Annotated in this window: 37 protein-coding genes; all 37 read right to left on the bottom strand. The window is 67.5% G+C overall.

Annotated features, from left to right (window positions below):
- Nucleotides 1-22 precede the first annotated feature (22 nt).
- Nucleotides 23-880 carry a tRNA pseudouridine(38-40) synthase TruA gene (truA, locus tag ACK8GG_RS13205; protein WP_440356409.1) on the bottom strand — a complete coding sequence of 286 codons (858 nt, stop codon included), beginning with the start codon at nt 878-880 and terminating at the stop codon, nt 23-25.
- A 200-nt stretch (nt 881-1,080) separates the two neighbouring features.
- Entirely contained in the window at nt 1,081-1,635 is a 555-nt protein-coding gene (rplQ, locus tag ACK8GG_RS13200; RefSeq protein ID WP_440352513.1) for a 50S ribosomal protein L17, read from the bottom strand.
- 33 nt (nt 1,636-1,668) lie between these two features.
- On the bottom strand, nt 1,669-2,691 hold the full coding sequence (locus ACK8GG_RS13195; RefSeq protein ID WP_440349592.1) for a DNA-directed RNA polymerase subunit alpha: 1,023 nt from the start codon (nt 2,689-2,691) through the stop codon (nt 1,669-1,671).
- 178 nt (nt 2,692-2,869) lie between these two features.
- On the bottom strand, nt 2,870-3,496 hold the full coding sequence (gene rpsD / locus ACK8GG_RS13190) for a 30S ribosomal protein S4 (protein ID WP_440349591.1): 627 nt from the start codon (nt 3,494-3,496) through the stop codon (nt 2,870-2,872).
- A 13-nt stretch (nt 3,497-3,509) separates the two neighbouring features.
- The gene (gene rpsK, locus ACK8GG_RS13185; protein ID WP_440349590.1) at nt 3,510-3,917 is read right to left on the bottom strand and encodes a 30S ribosomal protein S11; all 408 of its coding nucleotides are present in this window, start codon (nt 3,915-3,917) and stop codon (nt 3,510-3,512) included.
- A gap of 18 nt (nt 3,918-3,935) precedes the next feature.
- Complete coding sequence (gene rpsM / locus ACK8GG_RS13180) at nt 3,936-4,316, bottom strand: 30S ribosomal protein S13 (RefSeq protein ID WP_440349589.1); 381 nt, start codon at nt 4,314-4,316, stop codon at nt 3,936-3,938.
- A gap of 275 nt (nt 4,317-4,591) precedes the next feature.
- A complete protein-coding gene (gene rpmJ, locus ACK8GG_RS13175) occupies nt 4,592-4,705 on the bottom strand; it encodes a 50S ribosomal protein L36 (protein ID WP_012184307.1) in 114 nt (37 codons plus the stop codon).
- 97 nt (nt 4,706-4,802) lie between these two features.
- Nucleotides 4,803-5,024 (bottom strand): translation initiation factor IF-1, encoded by a 222-nt coding sequence (gene infA, locus ACK8GG_RS13170; protein ID WP_007073013.1) that lies wholly within the window; start codon nt 5,022-5,024, stop codon nt 4,803-4,805.
- 227 nt (nt 5,025-5,251) lie between these two features.
- Nucleotides 5,252-5,785, bottom strand: coding sequence for a DUF1707 SHOCT-like domain-containing protein (locus tag ACK8GG_RS13165; protein ID WP_440349588.1), 534 nt, complete (start codon nt 5,783-5,785; stop codon nt 5,252-5,254).
- Nucleotides 5,786-5,931: 146 nt separating this feature from the next.
- Entirely contained in the window at nt 5,932-6,783 is an 852-nt protein-coding gene (gene map, locus ACK8GG_RS13160) for a type I methionyl aminopeptidase (protein ID WP_440349587.1), read from the bottom strand.
- 66 nt (nt 6,784-6,849) lie between these two features.
- Entirely contained in the window at nt 6,850-7,503 is a 654-nt protein-coding gene (locus ACK8GG_RS13155; RefSeq protein ID WP_440349586.1) for an adenylate kinase, read from the bottom strand.
- Complete coding sequence (gene secY / locus ACK8GG_RS13150) at nt 7,504-8,835, bottom strand: preprotein translocase subunit SecY (protein ID WP_440349585.1); 1,332 nt, start codon at nt 8,833-8,835, stop codon at nt 7,504-7,506.
- A gap of 256 nt (nt 8,836-9,091) precedes the next feature.
- Nucleotides 9,092-9,535 (bottom strand): 50S ribosomal protein L15, encoded by a 444-nt coding sequence (rplO, locus tag ACK8GG_RS13145; RefSeq protein ID WP_440349584.1) that lies wholly within the window; start codon nt 9,533-9,535, stop codon nt 9,092-9,094.
- Nucleotides 9,535-9,717: a 50S ribosomal protein L30 gene (gene rpmD / locus ACK8GG_RS13140; RefSeq protein ID WP_440349583.1), complete on the bottom strand. Its 183-nt coding sequence runs from the start codon at nt 9,715-9,717 to the stop codon at nt 9,535-9,537. Before rpmD ends, rplO begins: the two co-directional genes overlap by 1 nt.
- Nucleotides 9,717-10,331, bottom strand: coding sequence for a 30S ribosomal protein S5 (gene rpsE / locus ACK8GG_RS13135; protein WP_440349582.1), 615 nt, complete (start codon nt 10,329-10,331; stop codon nt 9,717-9,719). Before rpsE ends, rpmD begins: the two co-directional genes overlap by 1 nt.
- Nucleotides 10,332-10,364: 33 nt before the next feature.
- A complete protein-coding gene (gene rplR / locus ACK8GG_RS13130) occupies nt 10,365-10,754 on the bottom strand; it encodes a 50S ribosomal protein L18 (RefSeq protein ID WP_440349581.1) in 390 nt (129 codons plus the stop codon).
- Entirely contained in the window at nt 10,751-11,293 is a 543-nt protein-coding gene (gene rplF / locus ACK8GG_RS13125) for a 50S ribosomal protein L6 (RefSeq protein WP_440349580.1), read from the bottom strand. The genes rplR and rplF overlap by 4 nt, the downstream gene beginning before the upstream one ends.
- 16 nt (nt 11,294-11,309) lie before the next feature.
- Nucleotides 11,310-11,717: a 30S ribosomal protein S8 gene (rpsH, locus tag ACK8GG_RS13120; RefSeq protein ID WP_440349579.1), complete on the bottom strand. Its 408-nt coding sequence runs from the start codon at nt 11,715-11,717 to the stop codon at nt 11,310-11,312.
- Between the two features lie 124 nt (nt 11,718-11,841).
- Nucleotides 11,842-12,027, bottom strand: a complete 186-nt coding sequence (locus tag ACK8GG_RS13115) for a type Z 30S ribosomal protein S14 (RefSeq protein ID WP_007465272.1) — start codon at nt 12,025-12,027, stop codon at nt 11,842-11,844.
- Nucleotide 12,028: 1 nt separating this feature from the next.
- Complete coding sequence (gene rplE / locus ACK8GG_RS13110; RefSeq protein ID WP_440349578.1) at nt 12,029-12,598, bottom strand: 50S ribosomal protein L5; 570 nt, start codon at nt 12,596-12,598, stop codon at nt 12,029-12,031.
- Entirely contained in the window at nt 12,598-12,918 is a 321-nt protein-coding gene (gene rplX, locus ACK8GG_RS13105; protein ID WP_440349577.1) for a 50S ribosomal protein L24, read from the bottom strand. Before rplX ends, rplE begins: the two co-directional genes overlap by 1 nt.
- Nucleotides 12,915-13,283, bottom strand: coding sequence for a 50S ribosomal protein L14 (gene rplN / locus ACK8GG_RS13100; RefSeq protein WP_007465279.1), 369 nt, complete (start codon nt 13,281-13,283; stop codon nt 12,915-12,917). Before rplN ends, rplX begins: the two co-directional genes overlap by 4 nt.
- Before the next feature lie 98 nt (nt 13,284-13,381).
- Nucleotides 13,382-13,660, bottom strand: coding sequence for a 30S ribosomal protein S17 (gene rpsQ / locus ACK8GG_RS13095; protein ID WP_440349814.1), 279 nt, complete (start codon nt 13,658-13,660; stop codon nt 13,382-13,384).
- Nucleotides 13,660-13,893 (bottom strand): 50S ribosomal protein L29, encoded by a 234-nt coding sequence (gene rpmC / locus ACK8GG_RS13090; RefSeq protein WP_440349576.1) that lies wholly within the window; start codon nt 13,891-13,893, stop codon nt 13,660-13,662. The genes rpsQ and rpmC overlap by 1 nt, the downstream gene beginning before the upstream one ends.
- A complete protein-coding gene (gene rplP / locus ACK8GG_RS13085; RefSeq protein ID WP_440349575.1) occupies nt 13,893-14,318 on the bottom strand; it encodes a 50S ribosomal protein L16 in 426 nt (141 codons plus the stop codon). Before rplP ends, rpmC begins: the two co-directional genes overlap by 1 nt.
- Before the next feature lie 3 nt (nt 14,319-14,321).
- Nucleotides 14,322-15,188, bottom strand: a complete 867-nt coding sequence (gene rpsC / locus ACK8GG_RS13080; protein WP_440349574.1) for a 30S ribosomal protein S3 — start codon at nt 15,186-15,188, stop codon at nt 14,322-14,324.
- Nucleotides 15,188-15,655 carry a 50S ribosomal protein L22 gene (rplV, locus tag ACK8GG_RS13075; protein ID WP_440349573.1) on the bottom strand — a complete coding sequence of 156 codons (468 nt, stop codon included), beginning with the start codon at nt 15,653-15,655 and terminating at the stop codon, nt 15,188-15,190. The genes rpsC and rplV overlap by 1 nt, the downstream gene beginning before the upstream one ends.
- Nucleotides 15,656-15,694: 39 nt before the next feature.
- Nucleotides 15,695-15,976 carry a 30S ribosomal protein S19 gene (gene rpsS, locus ACK8GG_RS13070; protein WP_440349572.1) on the bottom strand — a complete coding sequence of 94 codons (282 nt, stop codon included), beginning with the start codon at nt 15,974-15,976 and terminating at the stop codon, nt 15,695-15,697.
- A 16-nt stretch (nt 15,977-15,992) separates the two neighbouring features.
- Entirely contained in the window at nt 15,993-16,832 is an 840-nt protein-coding gene (gene rplB, locus ACK8GG_RS13065; protein WP_440349571.1) for a 50S ribosomal protein L2, read from the bottom strand.
- A 12-nt stretch (nt 16,833-16,844) separates the two neighbouring features.
- Nucleotides 16,845-17,147, bottom strand: coding sequence for a 50S ribosomal protein L23 (gene rplW, locus ACK8GG_RS13060; protein ID WP_440349570.1), 303 nt, complete (start codon nt 17,145-17,147; stop codon nt 16,845-16,847).
- Nucleotides 17,144-17,794: a 50S ribosomal protein L4 gene (rplD, locus tag ACK8GG_RS13055; RefSeq protein ID WP_440349569.1), complete on the bottom strand. Its 651-nt coding sequence runs from the start codon at nt 17,792-17,794 to the stop codon at nt 17,144-17,146. The genes rplW and rplD overlap by 4 nt, the downstream gene beginning before the upstream one ends.
- The gene (gene rplC, locus ACK8GG_RS13050; RefSeq protein ID WP_440349568.1) at nt 17,791-18,456 is read right to left on the bottom strand and encodes a 50S ribosomal protein L3; all 666 of its coding nucleotides are present in this window, start codon (nt 18,454-18,456) and stop codon (nt 17,791-17,793) included. Before rplC ends, rplD begins: the two co-directional genes overlap by 4 nt.
- An 11-nt stretch (nt 18,457-18,467) precedes the next feature.
- Nucleotides 18,468-18,776 carry a 30S ribosomal protein S10 gene (gene rpsJ, locus ACK8GG_RS13045; RefSeq protein ID WP_007073037.1) on the bottom strand — a complete coding sequence of 103 codons (309 nt, stop codon included), beginning with the start codon at nt 18,774-18,776 and terminating at the stop codon, nt 18,468-18,470.
- Nucleotides 18,777-19,119: 343 nt separating this feature from the next.
- Nucleotides 19,120-20,313: an elongation factor Tu gene (gene tuf, locus ACK8GG_RS13040; protein WP_440349567.1), complete on the bottom strand. Its 1,194-nt coding sequence runs from the start codon at nt 20,311-20,313 to the stop codon at nt 19,120-19,122.
- A 244-nt stretch (nt 20,314-20,557) separates the two neighbouring features.
- A complete protein-coding gene (gene fusA / locus ACK8GG_RS13035) occupies nt 20,558-22,654 on the bottom strand; it encodes an elongation factor G (protein WP_440352511.1) in 2,097 nt (698 codons plus the stop codon).
- Nucleotides 22,655-22,734: 80 nt separating this feature from the next.
- Nucleotides 22,735-23,205 (bottom strand): 30S ribosomal protein S7, encoded by a 471-nt coding sequence (rpsG, locus tag ACK8GG_RS13030; protein ID WP_440349565.1) that lies wholly within the window; start codon nt 23,203-23,205, stop codon nt 22,735-22,737.
- 1 nt (nt 23,206) lies between these two features.
- Entirely contained in the window at nt 23,207-23,581 is a 375-nt protein-coding gene (rpsL, locus tag ACK8GG_RS13025) for a 30S ribosomal protein S12 (protein ID WP_014440718.1), read from the bottom strand.
- Nucleotides 23,582-24,108: the final 527 nt, after the last annotated feature.

The raw sequence follows: 24,108 nt of genomic DNA, 5'->3' as shown, positions 1-24,108 counted from the left end.
ACCGGGCGGGTCCGCGCGGAGGTCAGGCCGCGGGCTCGGGTGCCGGCACTGCCAGGCCGGGCAGGCGCAGCCGGCGGGTCTGGTCGGCGCGGCGGGCGTACTCGGCCGGGTCCCGGGGGTAGCCGACCGCGACCAGCGTCAACCCGTGGGCCGGGGCCACCGTCACCTCGCTTGACCGCTCCCGGCGTTCGAGCAACCCGGCCGGCCATTCGACCGGCTTGCGGCCGTCGCCGGCGACGAGCATCGCACCGACCAGGCTGCGCACCATCGCCTGGCAGAAGGCGTCCGCCTGGACGGTCGCGACGAGGATGCCGTCGGGGTCTCGGCGCCACTGCAGCCGGGTCACCTCGCGCAGCGTGGTCGCGTTCTCCTTGCGGCGGCAGTACGCGGCGAAGTCGTGCTCACCGACCAGCCCGGCCGCGGCGGCGTTGAGCCGGTCCAGGTCCAGCGGCCACCGCCAGGCGAGGATCTCGTGCCGGCGCAGCGGCTCCACCCCGTACGCGGCGTCGGTCACCCGGTACTCGTAGCGGCGGAAGGTGGCCGAGAAACGGGCATCGAAGTCGCCGGGCACCTCGACAGCCGCACGTACCCGCACGTCGCCGGGGAGCAGTCCGGCCAGCCGCCGTACCAGCGAACCGCCCACCTCGTCCCAGACGGGCCCGGGAAGGTCGACGTGGCAGACCTGCCCCGTCGCGTGTACCCCCGCGTCGGTACGCCCGGCCACGGTCAGCCCCGTGACGGTGCCCGCGCCGAGCATCCGGTCAAGGGTGGCCATCAGCACCCCGGCGACCGTACGGCGCTGCGGCTGCGCCGCCCAGCCGGAGAAGTCGGTGCCGTCGTAGGCGACATCGAGGCGGACCCGGGTCGACGCCTGCTCCATCTGCTGCCTTCCTTCTGCGTGCTGCCCATAGCGGGTCCTGGCGCGGGGGGTGCGGTTGACGTGCCGGGTGCCGGCCCAGGCATGCGCTTGCCGTGGCGCGCTCTGGCCCGGGCGGGGCGGTTGCCGTGGCGGTGACCGGCGCCGGAGACGGAACGGGCCCGGAACCCCATCGGGGTGCCGGGCCCACTCCAACCTGAAAATCAGGCCTGCTTCTCCTCGGTGGCGAGGTCGCTGTCCTCGCGCGCCTCGGCGGTGTCACCAGAGGCCGACACGGGAGCGTCGGAGTCCTGGTCGCCAGACTTCGACGAGGGCAGGTTCTCCTCCGGCGCGAGCGCCTCGACCTTGTCCTGCTGCGCCTGGTTGCGCCCAGCGGACTTCTTGCTCGGCTCAGCCACGACCAACTCCTCTACCAGCTCGATGATCGCCATCGGAGCGGCGTCACCCTTGCGGGGGCCGGTCTTCACGATACGGGTGTAACCGCCGTTGCGGTTGGCGTATCGCGGAGCGATCTGGTCGAAGAGGGAAAAGACCACGTCCTTGTCCCGGATGACGCCGGCGACCCGCCGACGGGAGGACAGGTCACCACGCTTGGCCTTGGTGATGAGCTGCTCCGCGAACGGGCGCAGCCGCCGAGCCTTGGTCTCGGTGGTCTGGATCTTGCCGTGCTGGAACAGCGCAGCGGCCAGGTTGGCCAGCATCAGCCGCTCGTGCGCGGGGCTGCCGCCGAGGCGGGGGCCCTTGGTGGGCGTGGGCATTCTTGGTGCTCCTCAGTTGTGGCGGCAGCAGAACTAGAGCTGCTCGGTCTCGCGGTAGTCGTCGGTGTCGTAGTCCGCCTCGCCAAAGGTGTCCACGACGTGCGCCGGGTCGAAGTTGGGAGCCGAGTCCTTCAGCCCCAGGCCCATCCCGGCGAGCTTCATCTTGACCTCGTCGATCGACTTCTGACCGAAATTCCTTATGTCGAGGAGGTCGGCCTCGGTGCGCCCGATGAGCTCTCCCACGGAGTTGATGCCCTCGCGCTTGAGGCAGTTGTAGGAGCGGACGGTCAGGTCGAGCTCCTCGATCGGCAGCGCCAGGTCGGCAGCGAGCTGCGCGTCCTGCGGCGACGGGCCGATGTCGATGCCCTCGGCGGTCTCGTCGAGCTCCCGGGCCAGGCCGAAGAGCTCGACCAGGGTGGAGCCGGCCGAGGCCAGCGCGGTACGCGGGTTCATCGACGGCTTGGTCTCGACGTCGATGATCAGCCGGTCGAAGTCGGTGCGCTGCTCGACGCGGGTCGCTTCGACGCGGTAGGTCACCTTCAGCACCGGCGAGTAGATCGAGTCGACCGGGATACGGCCGATCTCGGCGCCGGCCTGCTTGTTCTGCGCGGCGGTGACGTAGCCACGGCCCCGCTCGACGGTGAGCTCCATGTCGAGCCGGCCCTTGGGGCTCAGGGTGGCGAGCTTGAGGTCCGGGTTGTGCACGGAGACGCCGGCCGGCGGCTGGATGTCACCGGCGGTGACCTCGCCGGGGCCCTGCGAGCGCAGGTACATGCTCACCGGCTCGTCGTGCTCGGAGCTGACGCAGAGCTCCTTGATGTTCATGACGAGCTCGACCACATCCTCCTTGACGCCGGGGATGGTGGTGAACTCGTGCAGGACACCGTCGATCTTGATGCTGGTGACCGCGGCCCCCGGGATCGACGACAGCAACGTACGCCGCAGCGAGTTGCCCAGGGTGTAGCCGAAGCCCGGCTCCAGCGGTTCGATGGTGAACCGGGAACGGGTCTCGTTGATCGACTCCTCGGAGAGGGTCGGTCGCTGGCTGATCAGCATTTCTTCTCTTCTCTTCCGGGGCGCCCGCTATTTGACGCCCAGAAACAATGTAAGCCGTCCTCGAGCCACGAGGTCGCCGACTGCCGTGACGCGGCAGACCCGGCGACCTCGTGGCCGACGAGCGCGTGGTGCCTGCCCGAAGCGGGCCGGCCCCCTCCCGAGGGAGGGGAACCGGTGCTTACTTCGAGTAGAGCTCGACGATGAGCTGCTCCTGGACCTGGGTGTCGATGACACCGCGGGCCGGAAGCGAGTGCACCAGGATCTTCATCTCGCTCGGAATGGCCTCGAGCCACGCCGGAACGGTCTTGGAACCGGCCTCGGCCTGCGCGACCTGGAACGGCGTCATTTCCTTCGACTTCGCCCGAACCTCGACGATGTCGTGCTCCTTGACGCGGAAGGACGGGATGTCGACCTTCTTGCCGTTGACCAGGAAGTGGCCGTGCTTGACCAGCTGGCGGGCCATGTCCCGGGACTTGGCGTAGCCGGCCCGGTAGACCACGTTGTCGAGCCGCGACTCGAGGATCTGCAGGAGGACCTCGCCGGTCTTGGCCTGCTTGGAAACGGCCTCCTCGTAGTAACCGCGGAACTGCTTCTCCAGCACGCCGTAGACGCGGCGGGCCTTCTGCTTCTCACGAAGCTGCAGCAGGTACTCGGTCTCCTTGGTACGACCACGGCCGTGCTGTCCAGGCGGGAAAGGCCGGGACTCGAACGGGCACTTCGGTCCATCGCACTTGCTGCCCTTGAGGAACAGCTTCATTTTCTCCCGCCGGCAACGGCGGCAGTCTGCACCGGTGTAACGAGCCATCTCTCTCTACCTCTCAGACCCGACGACGCTTCGGCGGACGGCATCCGTTGTGCGGCTGCGGCGTGACGTCGGCGATCTGGCCGACCTCAAGCCCGACGGCCTGCAGCGAACGGATAGCGGTCTCCCGGCCGGAGCCGGGGCCCTTGACGAACACGTCGACCTTGCGCATGCCGTGCTCCATGGCCCGGCGCGCGGCAGCCTCGGCGGCCAGCTGCGCGGCGAACGGAGTCGACTTGCGGGAGCCCTTGAAGCCAACCTGGCCGGCGGAGGCCCAGGAGATGACCGCACCAGTCGGGTCGGTGATCGACACGATGGTGTTGTTGAAGGTGCTCTTGATGTGCGCCTGCCCGTGGGCGACGTTCTTGCGTTCCTTGCGCCGGACCTTCTTTACAGGGGCCCCGGCACGAGCCTTCGGTGGCATAAGTCTCTGCGCTCCTAATTACTTCTTGCCGGGCTTCTTCTTGCCGGCGACGGTCCGCTTCGGGCCCTTACGGGTACGCGCGTTGGTCCGGGTCCGCTGACCGCGGACCGGGAGACCGCGGCGGTGCCGGATACCGGCGTAGCAGCCGATCTCGACCTTGCGGCGGATGTCAGCGGCGACCTCGCGGCGCAGGTCGCCTTCTACCTTGAAGTTGCCCTCGATGTGGTCGCGGAGCTGGACCAGCTCCTCGTCCGTGAGGTCCTTGACGCGCTTGTCCGGGGAGATACCGGTGGCAGCGAGAGTCTCGACTGCGCGGGTCCGGCCGACCCCGAAGATGTAGGTGAGCGCGATTTCCAGCCGCTTCTCGCGGGGGAGATCGACGCCAACTAGACGAGCCATGTGCGGGCGTACTCCTCGTAGGTGTGTCGCGGAGGTCTGTGCCCGACCCACCCCGATCCGACCGTGTCCGGCCCGACGCCGCTGTGGCGCCGTGCCGACCCGGCACGCTGCCGCGTGCCTGTGGTCGTTGCCCGATCGGGCCCCGGCCTCCGACCGGGGGTTGGCCACGACGCCAGTACGCGCTGCGCACTTCACCCGTGGCTGGGACGAGCTTGTATGTGATTGTGTGGATCCGCGGACGAAGACCCCGGTCGCGGCCGAGGCCGCACCGTGGCTCAGCCCTGGCGCTGCTTGTGGCGCGGGTCGGTGCAGATCACCATGACCCGGCCGTGCCGGCGGATGACCCGGCACTTGTTGCAGATCCTCTTGACGCTCGGCTTGACCTTCACGGTTGCCTTACTTCCCATCTGGCCCAATGGCACGACACTGGCGTCCCACCGGACGTCGAGGACGGACACGGAAACATCCCGGCCGCCGTCAGGCGTGTTACTTGTAGCGGTAGACGATGCGCCCGCGGGTCAGGTCGTACGGCGAGAGTTCGACGACGACCCGGTCCTCCGGCAGGATGCGGATGTAGTGCTGCCGCATCTTGCCACTGATGTGAGCCAGCACCTTGTGGCCGTTCGCGAGCTCCACCCGGAACATGGCGTTCGGCAGGGGCTCGATCACACGACCCTCGATCTCGATGGCTCCGTCTTTTTTCGGCATGTCCTCCGCTGTCCTGACGTCGGTTACTCCGGATCGGCTCACAACGCCTTACACGGGTGATGATCGAAAACACCACCCGCGCCAGCCGCGGCTCCGTCCCCACCGAAGCGCAGGGTGGGCATGACGGAGTGGACGCTGTGCGCCGATCTGACAGTGTACGCGGATGAACTCGGCGAAGCCAACCGAGGGCGGTTCGGAGCGGCGAACCGGACATCGCGCCCGAGAAATCAGTCCTCGAGGCCTGCGGCCCTACGCCGCTGCAGGCGGGCCTGCTCCTTGCGCGCCCGCTCCGCGGCCTCCTTGGCCGGCGCCCCCGTGACGAGTCCGCCGACGGTCTGCACCACCAGCACCGCGCCGTAGGGCCCGATCACCCAGCCGGGCCAGAAGTAGAGCAGCTCCGTGCTCATCAGGCAGATGACCGCCCAGATGCCGACCGTGATGGCCGCCACGCTGAAGTACGTGCCCCACATCTCCCCCAGCCACTGCCGGGTGACGTTGGCCGGGACCGTGGGAGTCTCACCTACCGCCGCCGGCCACGCCGAGGCGGTCGGCGCCAGCTGCGACCGGTCCGCCGGACGCGGGGCGGGCAGGTCGTCGAGCAGACCCTTGAGGTCGCCGTAGGTGCGCGCGGAGAAGGCGCGTCGCAGGCGGTCGTCGTACTCGTGCAGGTCCAGCCGGCCCTCGTCGAGCGCCGCCTGCAGCCGCTCGGCCACTCGCGTGCGGTCGGAATCGGCCGCCCGCATATCGTCCCGCTGTTCCATAGCTGTCAAGGATGCCACTGCGGCGCCAGCCGCCGAAACCCACTGCGACGGCGGTGCTCAGGGGCACTGCGAGGCCAATCGCCGAAACCACACTCCGACGGCAGCGGCCAGGGGCCCTGCGGCGCGCCGGCTGCCGGAACCCCGGTTCAGCCGATGGAATCGCCGGCCGGCTGCCGGGGGGTGACCAGGTCACCGAGCCGGGCCCGGCCACCGTCGGGTGCCGTGAGCACCCAGACCCCGTCGGGCAGCAACGCGATCGAGTGCTCGACGTGTGCCGCCACCGACCGGTCGCGGGTGACGACGGTCCAGCCGTCGTCGAGCTCGACCGTCCGCGGCGAGCCCATGGTGATCATCGGCTCGATCGCCAGGGCCATCCCCGGCACCAGCGCCGGGCCCCGCCCGGGCCGGCCGTGGTTGAGCACATGTGGGTCCTGGTGCATCTCGGTGCCGATACCGTGCCCGCCGTAGCCGTCGACGATGCCGTAGCGCCCGCCCTTGCGTACGGCGGACTCGACCGCGTGCGAGATGTCGGTCAGCCGGCCCTTGCCGCTCGCCGCTCCCCGCGCCGCGGCGGCGATTCCCGCCCACATGGCGTCCTCGGCGACCGCGGCCATCCGCAGCAGCTGCGGCCGGGTCTCGCCGACCCCGACCGTGATCGCCGCGTCGCCGTGCCAGCCGTCCAGCACCGCGCCGCAGTCGATCGAGATCAGGTCACCTTCGCGCAGCACCTGATCGGCGGCGGGGATGGCATGCACTACCTGCTCGTTGACCGACGAGCAGATGCTCGCCGGGAAGCCGTGGTAGCCCAGGAACGACGGGACCGCACCCGCCTCGCGGATCGTCGACTCGGCGATGGCATCCAGGTCGGCGGTACTGACGCCCGGGACGACGGCTGCTTTCATCCGGCTCAGGGCGGCCGCGACCACCAGGCCTGCGGCGCGCATCTTTTCGATCTGTTCCGGAGTCTTCAGCTGGATGTCCAGCTGGGGGCGACGCATCGGACGGTTACCTTTCCCTAGCCAGAGAGTGCCGCACGCGGTGGCGTGCGGTCGCTCTCGGCAACTCTATCCGCCGTACGACCGCAGAGCGTCGATAGCGCGGACGGTGACGTCCTCGACCGGACCGGTGGCGTCGATGCCCACCAGCTTGCCCTGGGCGCCGTAGTAGTCGACCAGGGGCGCGGTCTTGTCCGCGTACTCCCGCAGCCGCTCGGCGATCGTCTCGGCCTTGTCGTCGTCACGCTGGAAGAGCTCGGCCCCGCAGCGGTCGCAGACGTCCGGCCGCGACGGCGCGTCGAACTCGACGTGCCAGATCTTTCCGCAGCCCCGGCAGGTACGCCGGCCGGAGAGGCGACGGATCACCTCGTCGTCGTCGACGACGAGTTCGAGGACCACGTCCAGCGCGGTGCCGAGGTCAGCCAGGAGCTTGTCCAGCGCCGCCGCCTGGGGCGTCGTACGCGGGAATCCGTCCAGCAGGAAACCCTCGGCCGCGTCCGGCTCGGCGAGCCGGCCGCGGACCATGTTGATGGTCACCTCGTCGGGAACGAGCTTGCCGGCGTCCATGTACCGCTTGGCCTCGACCCCCAGGGGCGTGCCCTGGGAGACGTTGGCGCGGAAGATGTCCCCGGTGGAGATCTTCGGCACGGAGAGGTGAGCCGCGATGAACTCGGCCTGTGTGCCTTTACCTGCCCCGGGCGGGCCGACCAGAACGATTCGCATCTACCGCAGGAACCCTTCATAGTTCCGCTGCATCAGCTGGCTCTCGATCTGCTTCACGGTCTCGAGACCGACGCCGACCATGATCAGCACAGCGGTGCCGCCGAATGGGAAGTTCTGGTACTGGTTGTTGTCCAGCCAGATGAAGAAGAAGTTCGGCAGCGTGGCGACGATACCCAGGTAGATCGAGCCCGGCAGGGTGATCCGGCTGAGGATGAAGTCGAGGTACTGCGCGGTCGGCTTGCCCGGACGGATACCCGGTACGAAGCCGCCGTACTTCTTCATGTTGTCCGCTACATCGGTCGGGTTGAACGTGATCGACACGTAGAAGTACGTGAAGAAGATGATCAGCAGGAAGTAGACCGCGATGTAGATCGGACTGCTCGGGTTCGCGAGGTTGTTCGTGACCCATGCCTGCACGTCGCCAGGGTTCTCCTGGTCGAAGAACTGGAGTCCCAACTGCGGGAGGTAGAGCAGCGAGGAGCCGAAGATGACCGGGATGACACCCGCCTGGTTGACCTTCAACGGGATGTAGGTCGAGGTGCCGCCGTACATGCGCCGGCCGATCATCCGCTTGGCGTACTGCACCGGGATCCGGCGCTGCGCCTGCTCGATGAAGACCACCAGGGCGATGACCACCATGACCAACGCCAGCACCAGGGCGAACATGCCCCAGCCCTTGCTGACCTTGATGGACCAGCCCTCGCTGGGGAGGCGGGCGGCGATCGAGGTGAAGATCAGCACGGACATGCCGTTGCCGACGCCGCGGTCGGTGATCAGCTCGCCGAGCCACATCACCACACCGGTGCCGGCGGTCATCGTGATGACCAACGTCAGCAGCGTCAGCCAGTTCGGCAGACCCGTTCCCTCGGGGATGATCGGGTACTGGTCGCACATGCCGTTGAAGAGCTGGCCAGAGCGGGCCAGCGCCACGTACGCGGAGGCCTGCAGAACGCCCAGACCCAGGGTGAGGTACCGGGTGTACTGGGTGATCTTCGCCTGGCCGGCCTGGCCCTCCTTGCGGAGCTGCTCCAGCCGGGGAATGACCACCGCGAGCAGCTGCATGATGATCGACGCGGTGATGTAGGGCATGATGCCCAGCGCGAAGACCGACAGCGACAGCAGCGCTCCGCCGGAGAAGAGGTTGAGCAGGTTGAAGACCCCGTTGGTCCCACCCTCGGCTGTCGCTTCCAGACAACGCTGGACGTTGGTGTAAGAGACGCCGGGGCTCGGGATCGTGGCGCCAAGCCGGTAGACCGCAATGATGCCTACTGTGAACAGCAGCTTCTTGCGCAGGTCAGGCGTACGGAACGCACTGAGAAACGCGGAGAGCAACTTCTTCCTCCTGCGCGAGGCGGCCGCCGTTAGCTGTGGCGGGTAGGGGGTTGGGTCCGGGCAGACGCCCGATTAACCGATGCTGGGAAGGGACTCTAACAGTCCGACGGGTCCCAGGGCAGATCCGGCCCGGTCCGATGTGCCCGCTGCCATTCCCGCCACTTCCGATCGGCGGGGTTGGAACGGATCTCGGCCCGGGGACGAACATGGCGTCCGCCAGTTGGGGGCAACTGAGCGGACGCCACGTCCTATCGCCTTACAGTTCGGTGACCGAACCGCCGGCAGCAGTGATCTTCTCCTTGGCCGACGCGCTGAACGCCTGCGCCGAGATCTGGAGAACCACGCCACCGAGGTCGCCGGTGCCGAGGACCTTGACCGGCTTGCCCTTGCGGACAGCGCCGACCTCGACCAGCTCGTCCGGGCCAACCTGGCCGCCGTTGGGGAACAGCTCGGCGAGCCGGTCCAGGTTCACGACCTGGTACTCGACACGGAAGCGGTTCTTGAAGCCCTTGAGCTTCGGCAGCCGCATGTGCAGCGGCATCTGACCACCCTCGAAGGCGGCCGAGATGTTCTTGCGGGCCTTGGAGCCCTTGGTGCCGCGACCGGCGGTCTTGCCCTTGGACGCCTCACCACGACCCACACGGGTCTTGGCGGTCTTGGAGCCCGGCGCCGGACGCAGGTGGTGAACCTTGATCGTCATTAGTCGACCTCCTCGACCTTCACGAGGTGGTTCACGGCGAAGATCATGCCCCGAATTTCGGGGCGGTCCTCCTTGACCACCACGTCATTGATCCGCTTGAGACCGAGCGACCGCAGCGACTCGCGCTGCTTGTGCTTGGTTCCGATGTTGGATCGGAGCTGGGTGACCTTCAGGCGTGCCATCAGGACTTCACCCCCGCCCGGGACGCCAGCATCGCAGCCGGCGCCACGTCCTCGACCGGCAGACCACGACGCGCCGCAACCTGCTCCGGCGACTCGAGACCCTTCAGGGCCGCGACCGTGGCGTGCACGATGTTGATCGGGTTGGACGAGCCGAGGCTCTTGGAGAGCACATCGTGGATACCGGCGCACTCCAGCACGGCACGCACCGGTCCACCGGCGATGACACCCGTACCGGCGGAAGCCGGCTTGAGCAGCACCACACCGGCAGCGGCCTCGCCCAGCACCGGGTGCGGGATCGAGGAGCCGATCTTCGGAACCTTGAAGAAGTGCTTCTTGGCCTCCTCGACACCCTTGGCGATCGCCGCGGGCACCTCCTTGGCCTTTCCGTAGCCCACGCCGACGGAGCCGTCGCCGTCGCCGACGATCACGAGGGCGGTGAAGCTGAAGCGACGACCACCCTTCACGACCTTGGCGACACGGTTGATCGCGACGACCCGCTCGATGTGCGGGGTCTTCTCGACGGGCGCGTTTCCGCGGCCGCCCTCACGGCGGTTGTCGCGGCGACCACCCTCGTTGCCACCGGACCCGCCGCCACGGCGCTGTTGACCTGGCATCAGCAGCCTTCCTTCTCTCTCGTGACGGGGTTTCTAGAACTCGAGCCCGGCTTCGCGGGCGGCGTCCGCCAGGGCAGCGAGCCGCCCGGCGTACTTGTTGCCACCGCGGTCGAAGACGACCTTGGAGATGCCGGCGGCCTTGGCGCGCTCGGCCACGAGCGCGCCGACCTTGCCGGCCAGGGCGCTCTTGTTGCCCTCGGTACCGCGCAGCGACGGGTCCAGGGTAGAGGCCGACGCCAGGGTGTGACCCTGGGTGTCGTCCACGACCTGGGCCGTGATGTGCCGCAGCGAACGGGTGACAACCAGGCGCGGACGCTCGGCCGTACCGGAAACGTTCTTGCGGACCCGGAAGTGCCGGCGTGCCCGCCCGATGGCGCGCTTGGCGGCGACGCCGCGACGGCGCTTGAGCAGCGTGGCGGTCACTTCTTACCTGCCTTTCCAGCCTTGCGGCGGATGACCTCGCCCTGGTACTTGACGCCCTTGCCCTTATAGGGCTCCGGCGGGCGGATCTTCCGGATGTTGGCGGCAACCTCGCCGACCAGCTGCTTGTCGATGCCGGCCACGTGGAACACGGTCGGCTTCTCCACCGTGAACGTGATGCCCTGCGGCGCGGTGACCACGACCGGGTGCGAGAACCCGAGTGCGAACTCGAGGTCGCTGCCCTTGGCGGTCACGCGGTAACCGGTACCGGCGATCTCGAGGCTCTTGCGGTAACCGTCGGTCACGCCGACGATCATGTTGGCGATCAGCGTCCGGCTCAGGCCGTGCAGTTCCTTGGCCTTGCGCTCGTCGTTGGGCCGGTTGACGTGCAGCTCGCCGTCATCGCCCCGCTCCACCGTGATCGGCTCGGCCAGGGTGTGGCTCAGCTCGCCCTTGGGGCCCTTGACCTTAACGGTCTGGCCGTCGATGTTGATGTCGACGCCGGCGGGTACCGGGATCGACTTACGTCCAATACGCGACATTTCTACCTGTCTCCCGTTACCAGACGAAGGCGAGGACTTCCCCGCCAACGCTCCGCTTGCGGGCCTGCCGGTCGGTCAGCAGTCCCTGGGACGTCGAAATGATCGCCACGCCGAGGCCACCGAGCACCCGGGGGAGCTCGTCGGACTTGGCGTAAACCCGCAGGCCGGGCTTGGACACGCGCTTGATGCCGGCCAGGCTCCGCTCGCGGTTCTGGCCGTACTTCAGCTCGACGACCAGTCGCTTGCCGACGGCGCCCTCCTCGGGCTCCTCGACCGACCAGGTAGCGATGTAGCCCTCGGACTTCAGAACCTCGGCGATGTTCGCCTTGATCTTGGAGTAGGGCATCGACACCTGGTCGTGGTACGCCTGGTTGGCGTTACGCAGACGCGTGAGCATGTCTGCGATCGGGTCGGTCATCGTCATGGATTTCGTCAGCCTTTCTCGCCGGGGTTCCCGGGGCGGTGAGCCCCGGGCCTACGGCGAAGAGCAATACCTAGTTGCCACGTTGCGATGCTTGCCCCGGCCTTGGCCGGGACGCGGGGTTGCCCTACCAGGAAGCCTTGGACACACCCGGCAGTTCACCGCGGTGGGCCATCTCCCGGATGCAGACCCGGCAGAGGCCGAACTTGCGGTAGACCGCCTTCGGACGACCGCACCGCTGGCAGCGGGTGTACGCGCGAACCGAGAACTTCGGCTTCGCGGCCGCCTTGATGATCAGCGCCTTCTTGGCCATCTCAGTTCTCCTTGAACGGGAAGCCCAGGAGCTTGAGCAGCGCCCGGCCCTCGTCGTCGGTCGTGGCGGTCGTAACCACCGTGATGTCCATGCCCCGCTGCCGATCGATCCTGTCCTGATCGATCTCGTGGAACACCGACTGCTCGGTCAGACCGAACGTGTAGTTGCCGTGCCCGTCGAGCTTGCGCCCGTCCAGACCGCGGAAGTCGCGGATACGCGGCAGCGCGATGGAGAGCAGCCGGTCAAGGAACTCCCACATCCGGTCGCCCCGGAGGGTGACCTTCGCGCCGATCGGCATGCCCTCGCGCAGCTTGAACTGCGCGATCGACTTGGTCGCCCGCCGGATCTGCGGCTTCTGGCCGGTGATGGTGGCCAGGTCGCGCACGGCGCCGTCGATCAGCTTGGCGTCCCGAGCAGCCTCGCCGACACCCATGTTGACGACGATCTTGACCAGGCCGGGCACCTGCATCGGGTTGGCGTAGTTCTGCTGCTCGCGCAGCTTCGCCACGATCTCGTTGCGGTACCGCTCCTTGAGGCGCGGCATCGTCTTGGTTTCGGTAGCCGTGGTCATCACAGGTCCTTACCGGTGCTACGCGCGATGCGGACCTTCTGGCCGTTGTCGTCGATCCGGTAGCCGACGCGGGTCGGCTTGCCCTCGGAGTCCACGATCTGCACGTTCGAGATGTGGACCGGGGCTTCCTGAGTGACGATGCCGCCGGTCTTGGCGCCACGCTGGGTGGTGCTGATGCGGGTGTGCTTCTTGACCCGGTTCACGCCCTCGACCAGGACCTTGTCAAGGCGAGGGTAGGCCGCGATGACCTTCCCTTCCTTGCCCTTGTCCTTGCCGGCGATGACCCGGACCGTGTCGCCCTTCTTGATCTTCACGGTCACAACACCTCCGGCGCGAGAGAAATAATCTTCATGAACCGCTTGTCCCGCAGCTCCCGGCCGACCGGCCCGAAGATACGAGTGCCACGCGGGTCTCCGCCGTCCTTGATGATGACGGCTGCGTTCTCGTCGAAGCGGATGTACGAACCGTCCGGCCGACGCCGTTCCTTCGCGGTGCGGACGACTACCGCCTTGACGACGTCGCCCTTCTTGACACCGGCACCCGGGATCGCGTCCTTGACCGTGGCCACGATGACGTCGCCGATGCTCGCGTAGCGGCGACCCGAACCACCGAGAACCCGGATGCACAGGATCTCCCGGGCACCCGTGTTGTCGGCGACGCGCAGTCGCGACTCCTGCTGAATCACGTCTATCTCCTATGTCTGCCGGTTCTCCGGCCGCCAAAAGCGGCCGGAGCCTGGCGGAACCTGCACCCGACTACCGCCGGGCGAGCTCGAAGCCTTCGCTACTTGGCCTTTTCCTGGATTTCCACGAGCCGCCAGCGCTTGGTGGCGGAGAGCGGCCGGGTCTCCATGATCAGGACGCGGTCGCCGATGCCGGCGGCGTTCTGCTCATCGTGCACCTTCAGCTTGCTGGTACGGCGAATGACCTTGCCGTACAGCGGGTGCTTCACCCGGTCCTCGACCTCGACCACGATGGTCTTGTCCATCTTGTCGCTGACCACGAGACCCTCACGCATCTTGCGCTGGGCCCGCGTCTCCGCGGTGGTGGTGTTCTCGGTCATCATGCAGTCACCTCAGTCGGCGCGGCCGAGAGCCCCAGCTCGCGCTCGCGCATGATCGTGTAGATCCGGGCAATGTCCCGACGGATCACCTGCAGCCGCCGGTTGTTGTCCAGCTGACCGGTAGCTGCCTGCACGCGGAGGTTGAACAGCTCCGCCTTGGCCTCCCGCAGCTTCGTGACCAGCTCCTCTTCGGAGAGCTCACGCAGCTCGGCGACCTTAACGCCCGCTGCCATCAGGACTCACCCACTTCGCGCGTAACAATGCGGCACTTCATCGGGAGCTTGTGGATCGCGCGACGCATCGCTTCTCGCGCGATCTGCTCGTTGGGGAAGGACATCTCGAAGATGACCCGCCCCGGCTTCACGTTGGCAACCCACCACTCGGGCGAACCCTTACCGGAACCCATGCGGGTTTCGGCCGGCTTCTTGGTGAGGGCCTGGTCCGGGAAGATCGTGATCCAGACCTTGCCGCCACGCTTGATGTGACGGGTCATCGCGATACGCGCCGACTCGATCTGGCGGTTGGTCACGTACGCAGGCTCGAGAGCCTGGATCCCGAACTCGCCGAACACCACGCGGTTACCACCCTTGGACGCGCCACTGCGGTCCGGGTGGTGCGGCTTGCGGAAGCCCTTCGGGGGCTTGCGCGGCATCAGCATCTGTCAGCCCTCCTGCTGCGTTTCCGCCGGAGCCGGCGCGGCGGCAACGGCGGCGCTGTCGATCGACTCGCCGGTCGGGGTGTCGCCACCCTGAGCCAGCGCGGTCTGGGCGGCCCGGCCGGCGTCGGTGCCACCGGGGGTAGTGCCGGACGATCCGGAACGTCCGCGGCGCGGACGGTCGGGCCGGTCACCCCGGTCACGGCGCGGACGCGACGGCGCGGTCTCGGTCGGGGTCTCCCGGCCGGGCACCGCATCGCCCTTGTAGATCCAGACCTTCACGCCGATACGGCCGAAGGTGGTCCGGGCCTCGAAGAAGCCGTACTCGATGTTCGCGCGGAGCGTGTGCAACGGCACCCGACCCTCGCGGTAGAACTCGGTACGGCTCATCTCGGCGCCGCCGAGACGGCCGGAGACCTGAACCCGGATGCCCTTGCAAATCGGGTTCTTCATCGCCGACTGCATCGCCTTGCGCATCGCCCGACGGAAGCTGACCCGGCTGGAGAGCTGCTCGGCAACGCCCTGGGCGACGAGCTGCGCATCCGACTCGGGGTTCTTCACCTCGATGATGTTGAGCTGCACCTGCTTGCCGGTGAGCTTCTCCAGCTCGCCGCGGATCCGGTCGGCCTCCGCACCCTTACGGCCGATGACGATGCCCGGCCGGGCGGTGTGGATGTCAACGCGGACCCGGTCGCGGGTGCGCTCGATGTCGACCTTGGAAATGCCGGCACGCTCGAGGCCCTTGGACATCATTCGGCGGATCTTTACATCCTCGCCGACGTAGTCCTTGTAGAGCTTGTCCGCGAACCAGCGGGACTTCCAGTCGGTCGAGATGCCGAGCCGGAACCCGTGCGGGTGAACCTTCTGACCCATTACTCGGCGCCCTCCGTCTTGCTCTGCGTTTCGGCGGCCTCGGTGGCCGGTTCGGCCTTGGCCGGAGCCGCCTTCTTCGCAGCGGCCTTCTTCGGTGCGGCCGGCGCGACAGCCTCGACCACGATCGTGATGTGGCAGGTGCGCTTACGGATCCGGAAGGCCCGACCCTGGGCCCGCGGCCGGAACCGCTTCATCGTCGGGCCCTCGTCGACGAACGCCTCGCTGACGAGCAGCGCGTCGGGGTCCAGCCGCTCGTTGTTCTCCGCGTTGGCGATCGCGCTCGCGACGACCTTGTATACCTGCTCGCTCGCAGCCTGCGGCGCGAACTGCAGCACCGTGAGCGCCTCCTTCGCGGGCAGACCGCGGACGAGGTTGACCACCCGGCGCGCCTTCATCGGCGAGATGCGCACGTGACGCGCAACTGCCCGCGCGCCCGGAAGCACCGGAGCGTCGCCCTTAACTGGCATCGCTGTAACCCCTTGATCCCTTTATCCCGTGGTCGGCGCTCAGCGCCGGCGGCTCTTCCGGTCGTCCTTCTCGTGACCCTTGAACGTGCGGGTCAGCGCGAACTCGCCGAGCTTGTGCCCGACCATCGCCTCGGTGATGAACACCGGGACGTGCTTACGCCCGTCGTGCACGGCGATCGTGTGACCGAGCATCTCAGGGATGATCGTCGAGCGCCGCGACCAGGTCTTGATGACGTTCTTCGAACCCTTTTCGTTCTGAACTTCCACCTTCTTGAGCAGGTGGTCGTCGATGAACGGGCCCTTCTTCAGGCTGCGAGGCATGTCTACCTAATCTCCCTTAGCCGCGCTTGCGGGTGGCGTAGCGGCGGCGGACGATCAGCCGGTCGCTCGGCTGGCCCTTACGACGGGTCCGGCCCTCGGGCTTACCCTGCGGGTTGACCGGGTGGCGACCGCCGGAGGTCTTACCCTCACCACCACCGTGCGGGTGGTCGACCGGGTTCATGGCGACACCACGGACGGTCGGGCGCTTGCCCTTCCACCGCATACGGCCCGCCTTGCCCCAGTTGATGTTCGACTGGTCGGCGTTGCCGATCTCACCAACGGTGGCGCGGCAGCGGACGTCGACCCGACGGATCTCGCCGGAGGGCATACGCAGCGTGGCGTAGGCACCTTCCCGGCCGAGCAGCTGGATGCCGACGCCGGCCGAACGCGCCAGCTTGGCACCGCCGCCCGGGCGCAGCTCCACACCGTGGATCTGGCTACCGACGGGGATGTTGCGCAGCGGCAGGTTGTTGCCCGGCTTGATGTCGGCGCCCGGACCGGACTCGACGCGGTCGCCCTGCTTCAGGTCCTTCGGCGCGAGGATGTAGCGCTTCTCGCCGTCGGCGTAGTGCAGCAGCGCGATGCGCGCGGTGCGGTTCGGGTCGTACTCGATGTGCGCGACCTTCGCCGGCACACCGTCCTTGTCGACCCGCTTGAAGTCGATCAGACGGTACTGGCGCTTGTGACCGCCGCCCTGGTGCCGGGTGGTGATCCGGCCATGGACGTTGCGGCCGCCCTTCTTGGGCAGCGGCGCCAGCAGCGACTTCTCCGGCGTGGACCGGGTGATCTCGGCGAAGTCCGCAACGCTGGAGCCTCGTCGGCCCGGCGTCGTCGGCTTGTACTTACGGATAGCCATTGTCTACACCCCTCAGCTGACCGGGCCGCCGAAGGCCTCGATACGGTCACCGTCAGCCAGCTTCACGATCGCCCGCTTGGTCGCCTTGCGCTGACCGAAGCCGGTCTTGGTGCGCTTGCGCTTACCCTGGCGGTTGAGCGTGTTGACCGTCAGGACGCGGACCTCGAAGATCTGCTGGATAGCGATCTTGATCTCGGTCTTGTTCGCGTCCGGGTGCACCAGGAAGGTGTACCAGTTCCGGTTCAGCTCGCTGTAGCTCTTCTCCGAGACGACCGGCGCGACGATGATGTCGCGCGGGTCAGCAATCGTGCTCACTTGCCACCCTCCTCGGTGGTCTCGGCCGGCACACCCAGGAACTCGTCCAGGGCGTCCTTGGTGAAGACCACGTCGTCGGCCACCAGCACGTCGTACGTGTTGAGCTGGCCGGCCTCGATCAGGTGCACCCGCGGCTCGTTGCGCAGCGAGAGGATGTTGAGAACATCCTCGCTGCTCACGACCACGAGGACCCGGTTGGCCTCGGTGACCTTCGCCAGCGCGGCCAGCGCGGCCTTGGTCGACGGCTTGTCGTCGGAGATGAAGCCCTCCACGACGTGCACCTGACCCGCACGTGCCCGGTCCGACAGGGCGCCACGCAGAGCGGCGGCCTTCATCTTCTTCGGGGTCCGCTGGCTGTAGTCACGCGGCACGGGACCGTGCACGACGCCACCACCGGCGAACTGCGGGGCGCGGATCGAGCCCTGGCGGGCGCGTCCGGTGCCCTTCTGCTTGTACGGCTTCTTGCCGCCGCCGGCGACCTCGCCGCGAGTCTTGACCTTGTGCGTGCCCTGGCGGGCGGCCGCGAGCTGGGCCACCACCACCTGGTGCATCAGTGCGATGTTCGCCTGGACGTCGAAGATGTCGTCCGGCAGCTCGACAGAGCCAGCCTTGGCACCCTCGACGTTGCGGACGTCAACCGTGGTCACTTCGCCGCACCGCCCTTCTTCAACTGCGTCTTGGCCGCGGAGCGGACCAGGACCAGCGCGCCCTTCGGACCAGGGATCGCGCCCCGGACCAGCAGGAGGTTGTTCTCGGTGTCGACCGCCTGAACGGTCAGGTTCTGCACGGTGTAGCGAACACCACCCATGCGACCGGCCATCCGGACGCCCTTGAATACGCGACCCGGGGTCGCGCAGGCGCCGATCGAGCCGGGCGAGCGGTGCTTGCGCTGCACACCGTGGCTGGCGCGCAGGCCGTGGAAGCCGTGCCGCTTCATGACACCGGCGTAACCCTTGCCCTTGGTCTTGCCCGTCACGTCGATCGGGGTTCCCACCGGGAACGCCTCTACGGTGACTTCCTGGCCGAGCTCGTACTCGGTCGCGTCGCTGGTGCGCAGCTCGACGATGTGTCGCCGCGGTGCCACGTCGGCCTTGGCGTAGTGCCCGGCCAGCGGCTTCTTCACCTTGCGCGGGTCGATCGCACCGTACGCCAGCTGGACCGCCGAGTAACCGTCCTTGTCGGCGCTACGAACCTGGCTCACGACACAAGGGCCGGCCTGAACCACAGTCACCGGGACAACGCGGTTGTTGTCCCAGACCTGGGTCATGCCGAGCTTGGCGCCCAGGATCCCCTTAACTTGCCTGTCCATTAGTCCGGTCCCTACAGCTTGATCTCGATGTCGACGCCAGCCGGCAGGTCGAGGCGCATAAGCGAGTCGACCGTCTTCGGAGTCGGGTCGATGATGTCGATCAGACGCTTGTGCGTGCGCATCTCGAAGTGCTCGCGCGAGTCCTTGTACTTGTGCGGCGAACGGATCACGCAGAAACGGTTGATCTCCGTGGGCAGCGGCACCGGGCCTGCGACCTGCGCCCCGGTCCGCGTCACCGTCTCGACGATCTTCCGCGCCGAGGAGTCGACGACCTCGTGGTCGTAGGCCTTGAGCCGGATGCGGATCTTCTGTCCCGCCATGGTGGCTTCTGTTCCTTCTCTCGATGCCGCTATGTCGCGGGCCTCCGCCCCGAACGGCGCGGTCCCACATTCGCCGACCCCCGCGGTCGGGCGTGTCGCGCCCTGGGGCCAGACTCCGCCCCGGAAGCCCGAAGCGGCACTGGCGTGCGGTAGGTCTCAGGCGCCCCATCGCAGAATCACGAGGGAGGCGCCGTGCGAGGGTGGTTGGCCACTGGGGGCCAACCACCCCGCGCGACTGCTCTTCGGTGAAACCCGGCGGACCGGGCCCACACCGTCGAACTGCCGTTACGCAACCTGACTAGTATGCCGTACGACTTCCGGCAACGCTAATCGGGGTACCTGATTACTTGATGATCTTGGTGACGCGACCAGCGCCAACCGTGCGGCCACCCTCGCGAATCGCGAACTTGAGGTTTTCCTCCATCGCGATGGGCTGGATGAGCTTCACGGTCATCGTGGTGTTGTCGCCCGGCATAACCATCTCGGTGCCCTCGGGCAGCGTGACGACGCCGGTGACGTCCGTGGTCCGGAAGTAGAACTGCGGACGGTAGTTCTGGAAGAACGGCGTGTGCCGGCCGCCCTCCTCCTTGCCGAGGATGTAGACGGTCGCCTCGAACTCGGTGTGCGGGGTGGTCGTGCCCGGCTTGATGACAACCATGCCGCGCTCGACGTCCTCGCGCTTGGTACCGCGCAGCAGCAGGCCGACGTTCTCACCTGCGCGGGCGTCGTCCAGGGTCTTCCGGAACATCTCGATCGCGGTGACCTTGGTCTTGAAGCCCTTCTCGCGGATGCCGACAACCTCGACGTCCTCGTTCGGGAGCAGAACGCCACGCTCGACACGACCGGTGACAACGGTGCCACGACCGGTGATCGTGAACACGTCCTCGACGGGCATGAGGAACGGCTTCTCGGTCTCGCGCTCCGGCTGCGGGATCGCGGTGTCGACCGCGTTCATCAGCTCGAGCAGCTTCTCGGTCCAGGCCGGGTCGCCCTCGAGCGCCTTCAGCGCCGAGACCTGAACGACCGGCAGGTCGTCACCCGGGTAGTCCTGTGCCGAGAGCAGCTCACGGACCTCGAGCTCGACGAGCTCCAGGAGCTCCTCGTCGTCGACCATGTCGCTCTTGTTGAGCGCCACGACGATGTACGGCACACCGACCTGACGGGCCAGCAGCACGTGCTCGCGGGTCTGCGGCATCGGACCGTCGGTCGCGGCGACCACCAGGATCGCGCCGTCCATCTGGGCGGCACCGGTGATCATGTTCTTGATGTAGTCCGCGTGACCGGGGCAGTCGACGTGCGCGTAGTGCCGCGACTCGGTCTGGTACTCGACGTGCGCGATCGAGATCGTGATACCGCGGGCCTTCTCCTCCGGCGCCTTGTCGATCTCGTCGAACGGCGTGTAGGGGTTCAGGTCGGGGTACTTGTCGTGCAGAACCTTGGTGATGGCCGCCGTCAGCGTCGTCTTACCGTGGTCGATGTGACCAATGGTGCCGATGTTGACGTGCGGCTTAGTCCGCTCGAACTTCGCCTTCGCCACTGGTGTCCTCCTGTGGACTTCTTGGTACGTTCCGTCCGGCGCGCCGGGTCGGCGCTCGGGACGCTGTCGACAGCCTTTCCGGCCGGCGGCCGGAGAGCTATGTGGGTCTTGCGGCAGTGAAGCCTACAGGCCCGGTCTCACGCGGTTCCCACCTGGTAGGCGGTGGGCGGTTTCCCGCCCGCCGCCGACCAGGTCGATCAACCGTGGTTCAGGGTGTTGCGTGCACCGCAGATGTCTGCGGAGCTCACTCGCCCGTCGCCTTGGCGATGATCTCCTTCGCCACGCTCTGCGGAACCTCGGCGTAGGAGTCGAACTGCATGCTGAAGCTAGCCCGGCCCTGGGTCTTCGACCGCAGGTCGCCGACGTAGCCGAACATTTCCGACAGCGGCACCAGGGCGCGGACGACGCGGGCACCGCCGCGCTCCTCCATCGCCTGGATGATGCCACGGCGGGAGTTGATGTCGCCGATGACGTCGCCCATGTTCTCCTCGGGCGTCGTGACCTCGACTGCCATCATCGGCTCGAGCAGCGCGGGGTCGGCCTTGCGGGCCGCCTCCTTCATCGCCATCGAGCCGGCGATCTTGAATGCCATTTCCGACGAGTCGACCTCGTGGTACTGACCGTCGAGCAGCGTGAGCTTCACACCGACCAGCGGGAAGCCGGCCAGGATGCCGTACTGCATGGCGTCCTGGGCACCGGCGTCCACCGACGGGATGAACTCCCGCGGGATGCGGCCACCGGTGACGGCGTTGGCGAACTCGTACGTCGGGGCGTCGTTGTCCAGCGGCAGCGGCTCGAGCGCGATGATCACTCGGGCGTACTGGCCGGAGCCACCGGTCTGCTTCTTGTGGGTGAACTCGAGCTTATCCACCTTGCGGCGGATGGTCTCGCGGTACGCCACCTGCGGCTTACCGATGTTCGCCTCGACGTTGAACTCGCGGCGCATCCGGTCGACCAGGATGTCCAGGTGCAGCTCGCCCATGCCGGAGATGACCGTCTGACCGGTCTCCTCGTCCAGCTTGACGCGGAAGGTCGGGTCCTCCTCGGCCAGGCGCTGGATCGCGGTGCTCAGCTTCTCCTGGTCGGCCTTGGTCTTGGGCTCGATCGCCACCTCGATGACCGGCTCGGGGAAGGTCATCGACTCCAGGATCACCGGCTTCGCCGGGTCGCAGAGGGTGTCACCGGTGGTGGTCTGCTTCAGACCCTGCACGGCGATGATGTCGCCGGCGTAGGCGGTGCCGCGCTCTTCACGCTTGTTGGCGTGCATCTGGTAGATCTTGCCGACGCGCTCCTTGCGGTCCTTGGTGGAGTTGATCACCTGGGACCCGGTCTCGACCGATCCGGAGTAGACGCGCACGTAGGTCAGCTTGCCCAGGTGCTTGTCGGTCTGGATCTTGAAGGCCAGACCCGCGAAGGGCTCCTTGAGCGAGGGCTGCCGCTGCACCGGGGTCTCGCCGTCGGTGGCCGTGCCCTCGATCGCCGGGATGTCCAGCGGCGAGGGGAGGTACGCGACAACGGCGTCGAGCATCGGCTGGATGCCCTTGTTCTTGAAGGCCGTGCCGGTCAGCACCGGGTTGGCCTTGCCGGCGATCGTGGCGCGACGGATCGCGGCGCGGATCTCGTCGACGGAGAGCTCCTCACCCTCGAGGTACTTCTCCATGATCGCGTCATCGACGTCGGCCAGGGTCTCGATCAGCTTGTCGCGCCACTCGGCGGCCGAGTCGGCGAGGTCGGCCGGGATCGGCTCGATCTCGTAGTCCTCGCCCTTCTGGGTCTCGCCGCGCCAGGTGAGCGCGTGCATGTCGATCAGGTCGACGACGCCGATGAAGTCGGCCTCTGCGCCGATCGGGATCTGCAGCACCAGCGGGGTGGCGTTGAGCCGGTCGATCATCATCTGCACGCAGCGGAAGAAGTCGGCACCGGTACGGTCCAGCTTGTTGACGAAGCACATCCGCGGGACGTTGTACTTGTCGGCCTGCCGCCAGACGTTCTCCGTCTGCGGCTCGACACCGGCAACGCCGTCGTAGACCGCGACCGCACCGTCCAGAACACGCAGCGAGCGCTCGACCTCGACCGTGAAGTCGACGTGGCCGGGCGTGTCGATGATCTGGATCGTGTGGCCCTTCCACTCACACTTGGTGGCGGCGGAGGTAATGGTGATACCCCGCTCCTGCTCCTGCTCCATCCAGTCCATGACGGCGCCGCCCTCATGGACCTCACCGATCTTGTACGTGATGCCGGTGTAGAACAGGATCCGCTCAGTGGTGGTGGTCTTACCAGCATCGATGTGCGCCATGATGCCGATGTTGCGTACCTTGGCGAGCGCGTCTGCGGCGGCCACTTCATTCCCTACTTATCGTCGTCTCGACTCACACCTGGTGGTGGTTCCGGCGCCGCGGACGGCGCCGGAACCGAGCTGAATTACCAGCGGTAGTGCGCGAAGGCCTTGTTCGACTCCGCCATCTTGTGCGTGTCCTCGCGCCGCTTGACGGCGGCACCCAGACCGTTGCTCGCGTCGAGCAGCTCGTTCATCAGGCGCTCGACCATGGTCTTCTCGCGACGCGCCTTCGAGTACTGGACGAGCCAGCGCAGACCGAGGGTGGTGGCCCGGGAGGGGCGAACCTCGACGGGGACCTGGTAGGTGGCGCCACCAACACGGCGGCTGCGGACCTCGAGGGTCGGCTTGACGTTGTCCATCGCCCGCTTGAGGGTGACGACGGGGTCGGTGCCGGTCTTCTCACGGCAGCCCTCGAGGGCGCCGTAGACGATCCGCTCGGCGAGCGCACGCTTGCCGCGCATGAGGATCTTGTTCACCAGCTGGGTGACCAGGGGCGAGTTGTACACCGGGTCAGCGACCAGCGGCTTCCGCGGAGCGGGTCCCTTACGCGGCATGTCAGCTCTTCTCCTTCTTGGCGCCGTAACGGCTGCGCGCCTGCTTGCGGTTGCGGACACCCTGGGTGTCCAGCGAACCGCGGACGATCTTGTAACGCACGCCCGGAAGGTCCTTAACACGGCCGCCGCGGACGAGCACGATCGAGTGCTCCTGCAGGTTGTGGCCGACGCCCGGGATGTAGGCCGTCACCTCGATCTGGCTGCTGAGCTTGACACGAGCGACCTTGCGCAGCGCCGAGTTCGGCTTCTTCGGGGTGGTGGTGTACACACGCGTGCACACGCCGCGCCGCTGAGGAGAACCCTTCAGCGCCGGCGTCTTGGTCTTGCTCGTCTTCGCTTGGCGGCCCTTTCGGACCAGCTGCTGGATCGTGGGCACCGGGTTTCTCCGCTCCCTTCGGCCGTCACTGCGACCGCGCCGTCTGCCGTAACCGTCCCGGACGGGACGGTTCTCCTACACTCCGGCCAGGACCCGCGAAGGTCCCGGCACCCGCGGTCGGGCGTGTCGCCCGAGTCACGGTCCCGGCGGAACATTGGACGTTCACCGGAATCTGTTCCGTGGTCCGCACAGGTTCGTACGTACCGTCTGTTTGGCTTTGTGGCCGCGCTGCTCGCGACCCGGCGGAACCCGGGGGCTGACCCCCGTCACGCCGCCGGTCGCCCGGTCAGAGCCGCTTGAGGGCACAGCCGGTTGAACGCACGCGAACATTGCCCTGGCAAGCCAGAGCGCAGGTGGAAAGATTACCCACCACGGGCACGCACGTCAAAACGGGGGCCGGGAACGATGTTGGCGCACCCCGCTCCCGCCGGTCGACTCACGAATCCACGGCGAGCAACTCCAGTGCCCCAGTGTAGCGGCTGCCCGTGGCCGCCCCCCGCCGCCCTGCCCCTGGCAGCTGCGCCGCC

It is taken from the genome of Melissospora conviva (genome assembly GCF_049523535.1).
GTDB classification, from domain to species: domain Bacteria; phylum Actinomycetota; class Actinomycetes; order Mycobacteriales; family Micromonosporaceae; genus Melissospora; species Melissospora conviva.
This window is presented reverse-complemented; position numbering and strand designations above follow the sequence as displayed.

What these genes read in the sequence shown, in the direction of transcription:
- rpsQ (WP_440349814.1), bottom strand. Translation starts at nt 13,660, where the DNA reads ATGACCGAGAACACCACCACCGCGGAGACGCGGGCCCAGCGCAAGATG.
- ACK8GG_RS13165 (WP_440349588.1), bottom strand. Translation starts at nt 5,785, where the DNA reads ATGGAACAGCGGGACGATATGCGGGCGGCCGATTCCGACCGCACGCGA.
- rpsS (WP_440349572.1), bottom strand. Translation starts at nt 15,976, where the DNA reads ATGCCTCGCAGCCTGAAGAAGGGCCCGTTCATCGACGACCACCTGCTC.
- rplQ (WP_440352513.1), bottom strand. Translation starts at nt 1,635, where the DNA reads ATGCCCACGCCCACCAAGGGCCCCCGCCTCGGCGGCAGCCCCGCGCAC.
- rpsK (WP_440349590.1), bottom strand. Translation starts at nt 3,917, where the DNA reads ATGCCACCGAAGGCTCGTGCCGGGGCCCCTGTAAAGAAGGTCCGGCGC.
- rpsD (WP_440349591.1), bottom strand. Translation starts at nt 3,496, where the DNA reads ATGGCTCGTTACACCGGTGCAGACTGCCGCCGTTGCCGGCGGGAGAAA.
- infA (WP_007073013.1), bottom strand. Translation starts at nt 5,024, where the DNA reads ATGCCGAAAAAAGACGGAGCCATCGAGATCGAGGGTCGTGTGATCGAG.
- rplF (WP_440349580.1), bottom strand. Translation starts at nt 11,293, where the DNA reads ATGTCGCGTATTGGACGTAAGTCGATCCCGGTACCCGCCGGCGTCGAC.
- rpsC (WP_440349574.1), bottom strand. Translation starts at nt 15,188, where the DNA reads ATGGGTCAGAAGGTTCACCCGCACGGGTTCCGGCTCGGCATCTCGACC.
- rpsG (WP_440349565.1), bottom strand. Translation starts at nt 23,205, where the DNA reads ATGCCGCGTAAGGGACCCGCTCCGCGGAAGCCGCTGGTCGCTGACCCG.
- rpmD (WP_440349583.1), bottom strand. Translation starts at nt 9,717, where the DNA reads ATGGCACGCCTGAAGGTCACCCAGCTCCGATCCAACATCGGAACCAAG.
- rplB (WP_440349571.1), bottom strand. Translation starts at nt 16,832, where the DNA reads ATGGCTATCCGTAAGTACAAGCCGACGACGCCGGGCCGACGAGGCTCC.
- rpsM (WP_440349589.1), bottom strand. Translation starts at nt 4,316, where the DNA reads ATGGCTCGTCTAGTTGGCGTCGATCTCCCCCGCGAGAAGCGGCTGGAA.
- rpsE (WP_440349582.1), bottom strand. Translation starts at nt 10,331, where the DNA reads ATGCCAGGTCAACAGCGCCGTGGCGGCGGGTCCGGTGGCAACGAGGGT.
- ACK8GG_RS13155 (WP_440349586.1), bottom strand. Translation starts at nt 7,503, where the DNA reads ATGCGAATCGTTCTGGTCGGCCCGCCCGGGGCAGGTAAAGGCACACAG.
- rplC (WP_440349568.1), bottom strand. Translation starts at nt 18,456, where the DNA reads ATGGACAGGCAAGTTAAGGGGATCCTGGGCGCCAAGCTCGGCATGACC.
- rpmC (WP_440349576.1), bottom strand. Translation starts at nt 13,893, where the DNA reads ATGGCAGCGGGCGTTAAGGTCGCCGAGCTGCGTGAGCTCTCCGAAGAG.
- map (WP_440349587.1), bottom strand. Translation starts at nt 6,783, where the DNA reads ATGCGTCGCCCCCAGCTGGACATCCAGCTGAAGACTCCGGAACAGATC.
- rplP (WP_440349575.1), bottom strand. Translation starts at nt 14,318, where the DNA reads ATGCTGATGCCGCGCAAGCCCCCGAAGGGCTTCCGCAAGCCGCACCAC.
- truA (WP_440356409.1), bottom strand. Translation starts at nt 880, where the DNA reads ATGGAGCAGGCGTCGACCCGGGTCCGCCTCGATGTCGCCTACGACGGC.
- rplV (WP_440349573.1), bottom strand. Translation starts at nt 15,655, where the DNA reads ATGCCAGTTAAGGGCGACGCTCCGGTGCTTCCGGGCGCGCGGGCAGTT.
- rpsJ (WP_007073037.1), bottom strand. Translation starts at nt 18,776, where the DNA reads ATGGCGGGACAGAAGATCCGCATCCGGCTCAAGGCCTACGACCACGAG.
- rplE (WP_440349578.1), bottom strand. Translation starts at nt 12,598, where the DNA reads ATGACCACGGCTACCGAAACCAAGACGATGCCGCGCCTCAAGGAGCGG.
- ACK8GG_RS13195 (WP_440349592.1), bottom strand. Translation starts at nt 2,691, where the DNA reads ATGCTGATCAGCCAGCGACCGACCCTCTCCGAGGAGTCGATCAACGAG.
- ACK8GG_RS13115 (WP_007465272.1), bottom strand. Translation starts at nt 12,027, where the DNA reads ATGGCCAAGAAGGCGCTGATCATCAAGGCGGCCGCGAAGCCGAAGTTC.
- rplO (WP_440349584.1), bottom strand. Translation starts at nt 9,535, where the DNA reads ATGACGATCAAGGTTCACCACCTGCGTCCGGCGCCGGGCTCCAAGACC.
- rpsH (WP_440349579.1), bottom strand. Translation starts at nt 11,717, where the DNA reads ATGACGATGACCGACCCGATCGCAGACATGCTCACGCGTCTGCGTAAC.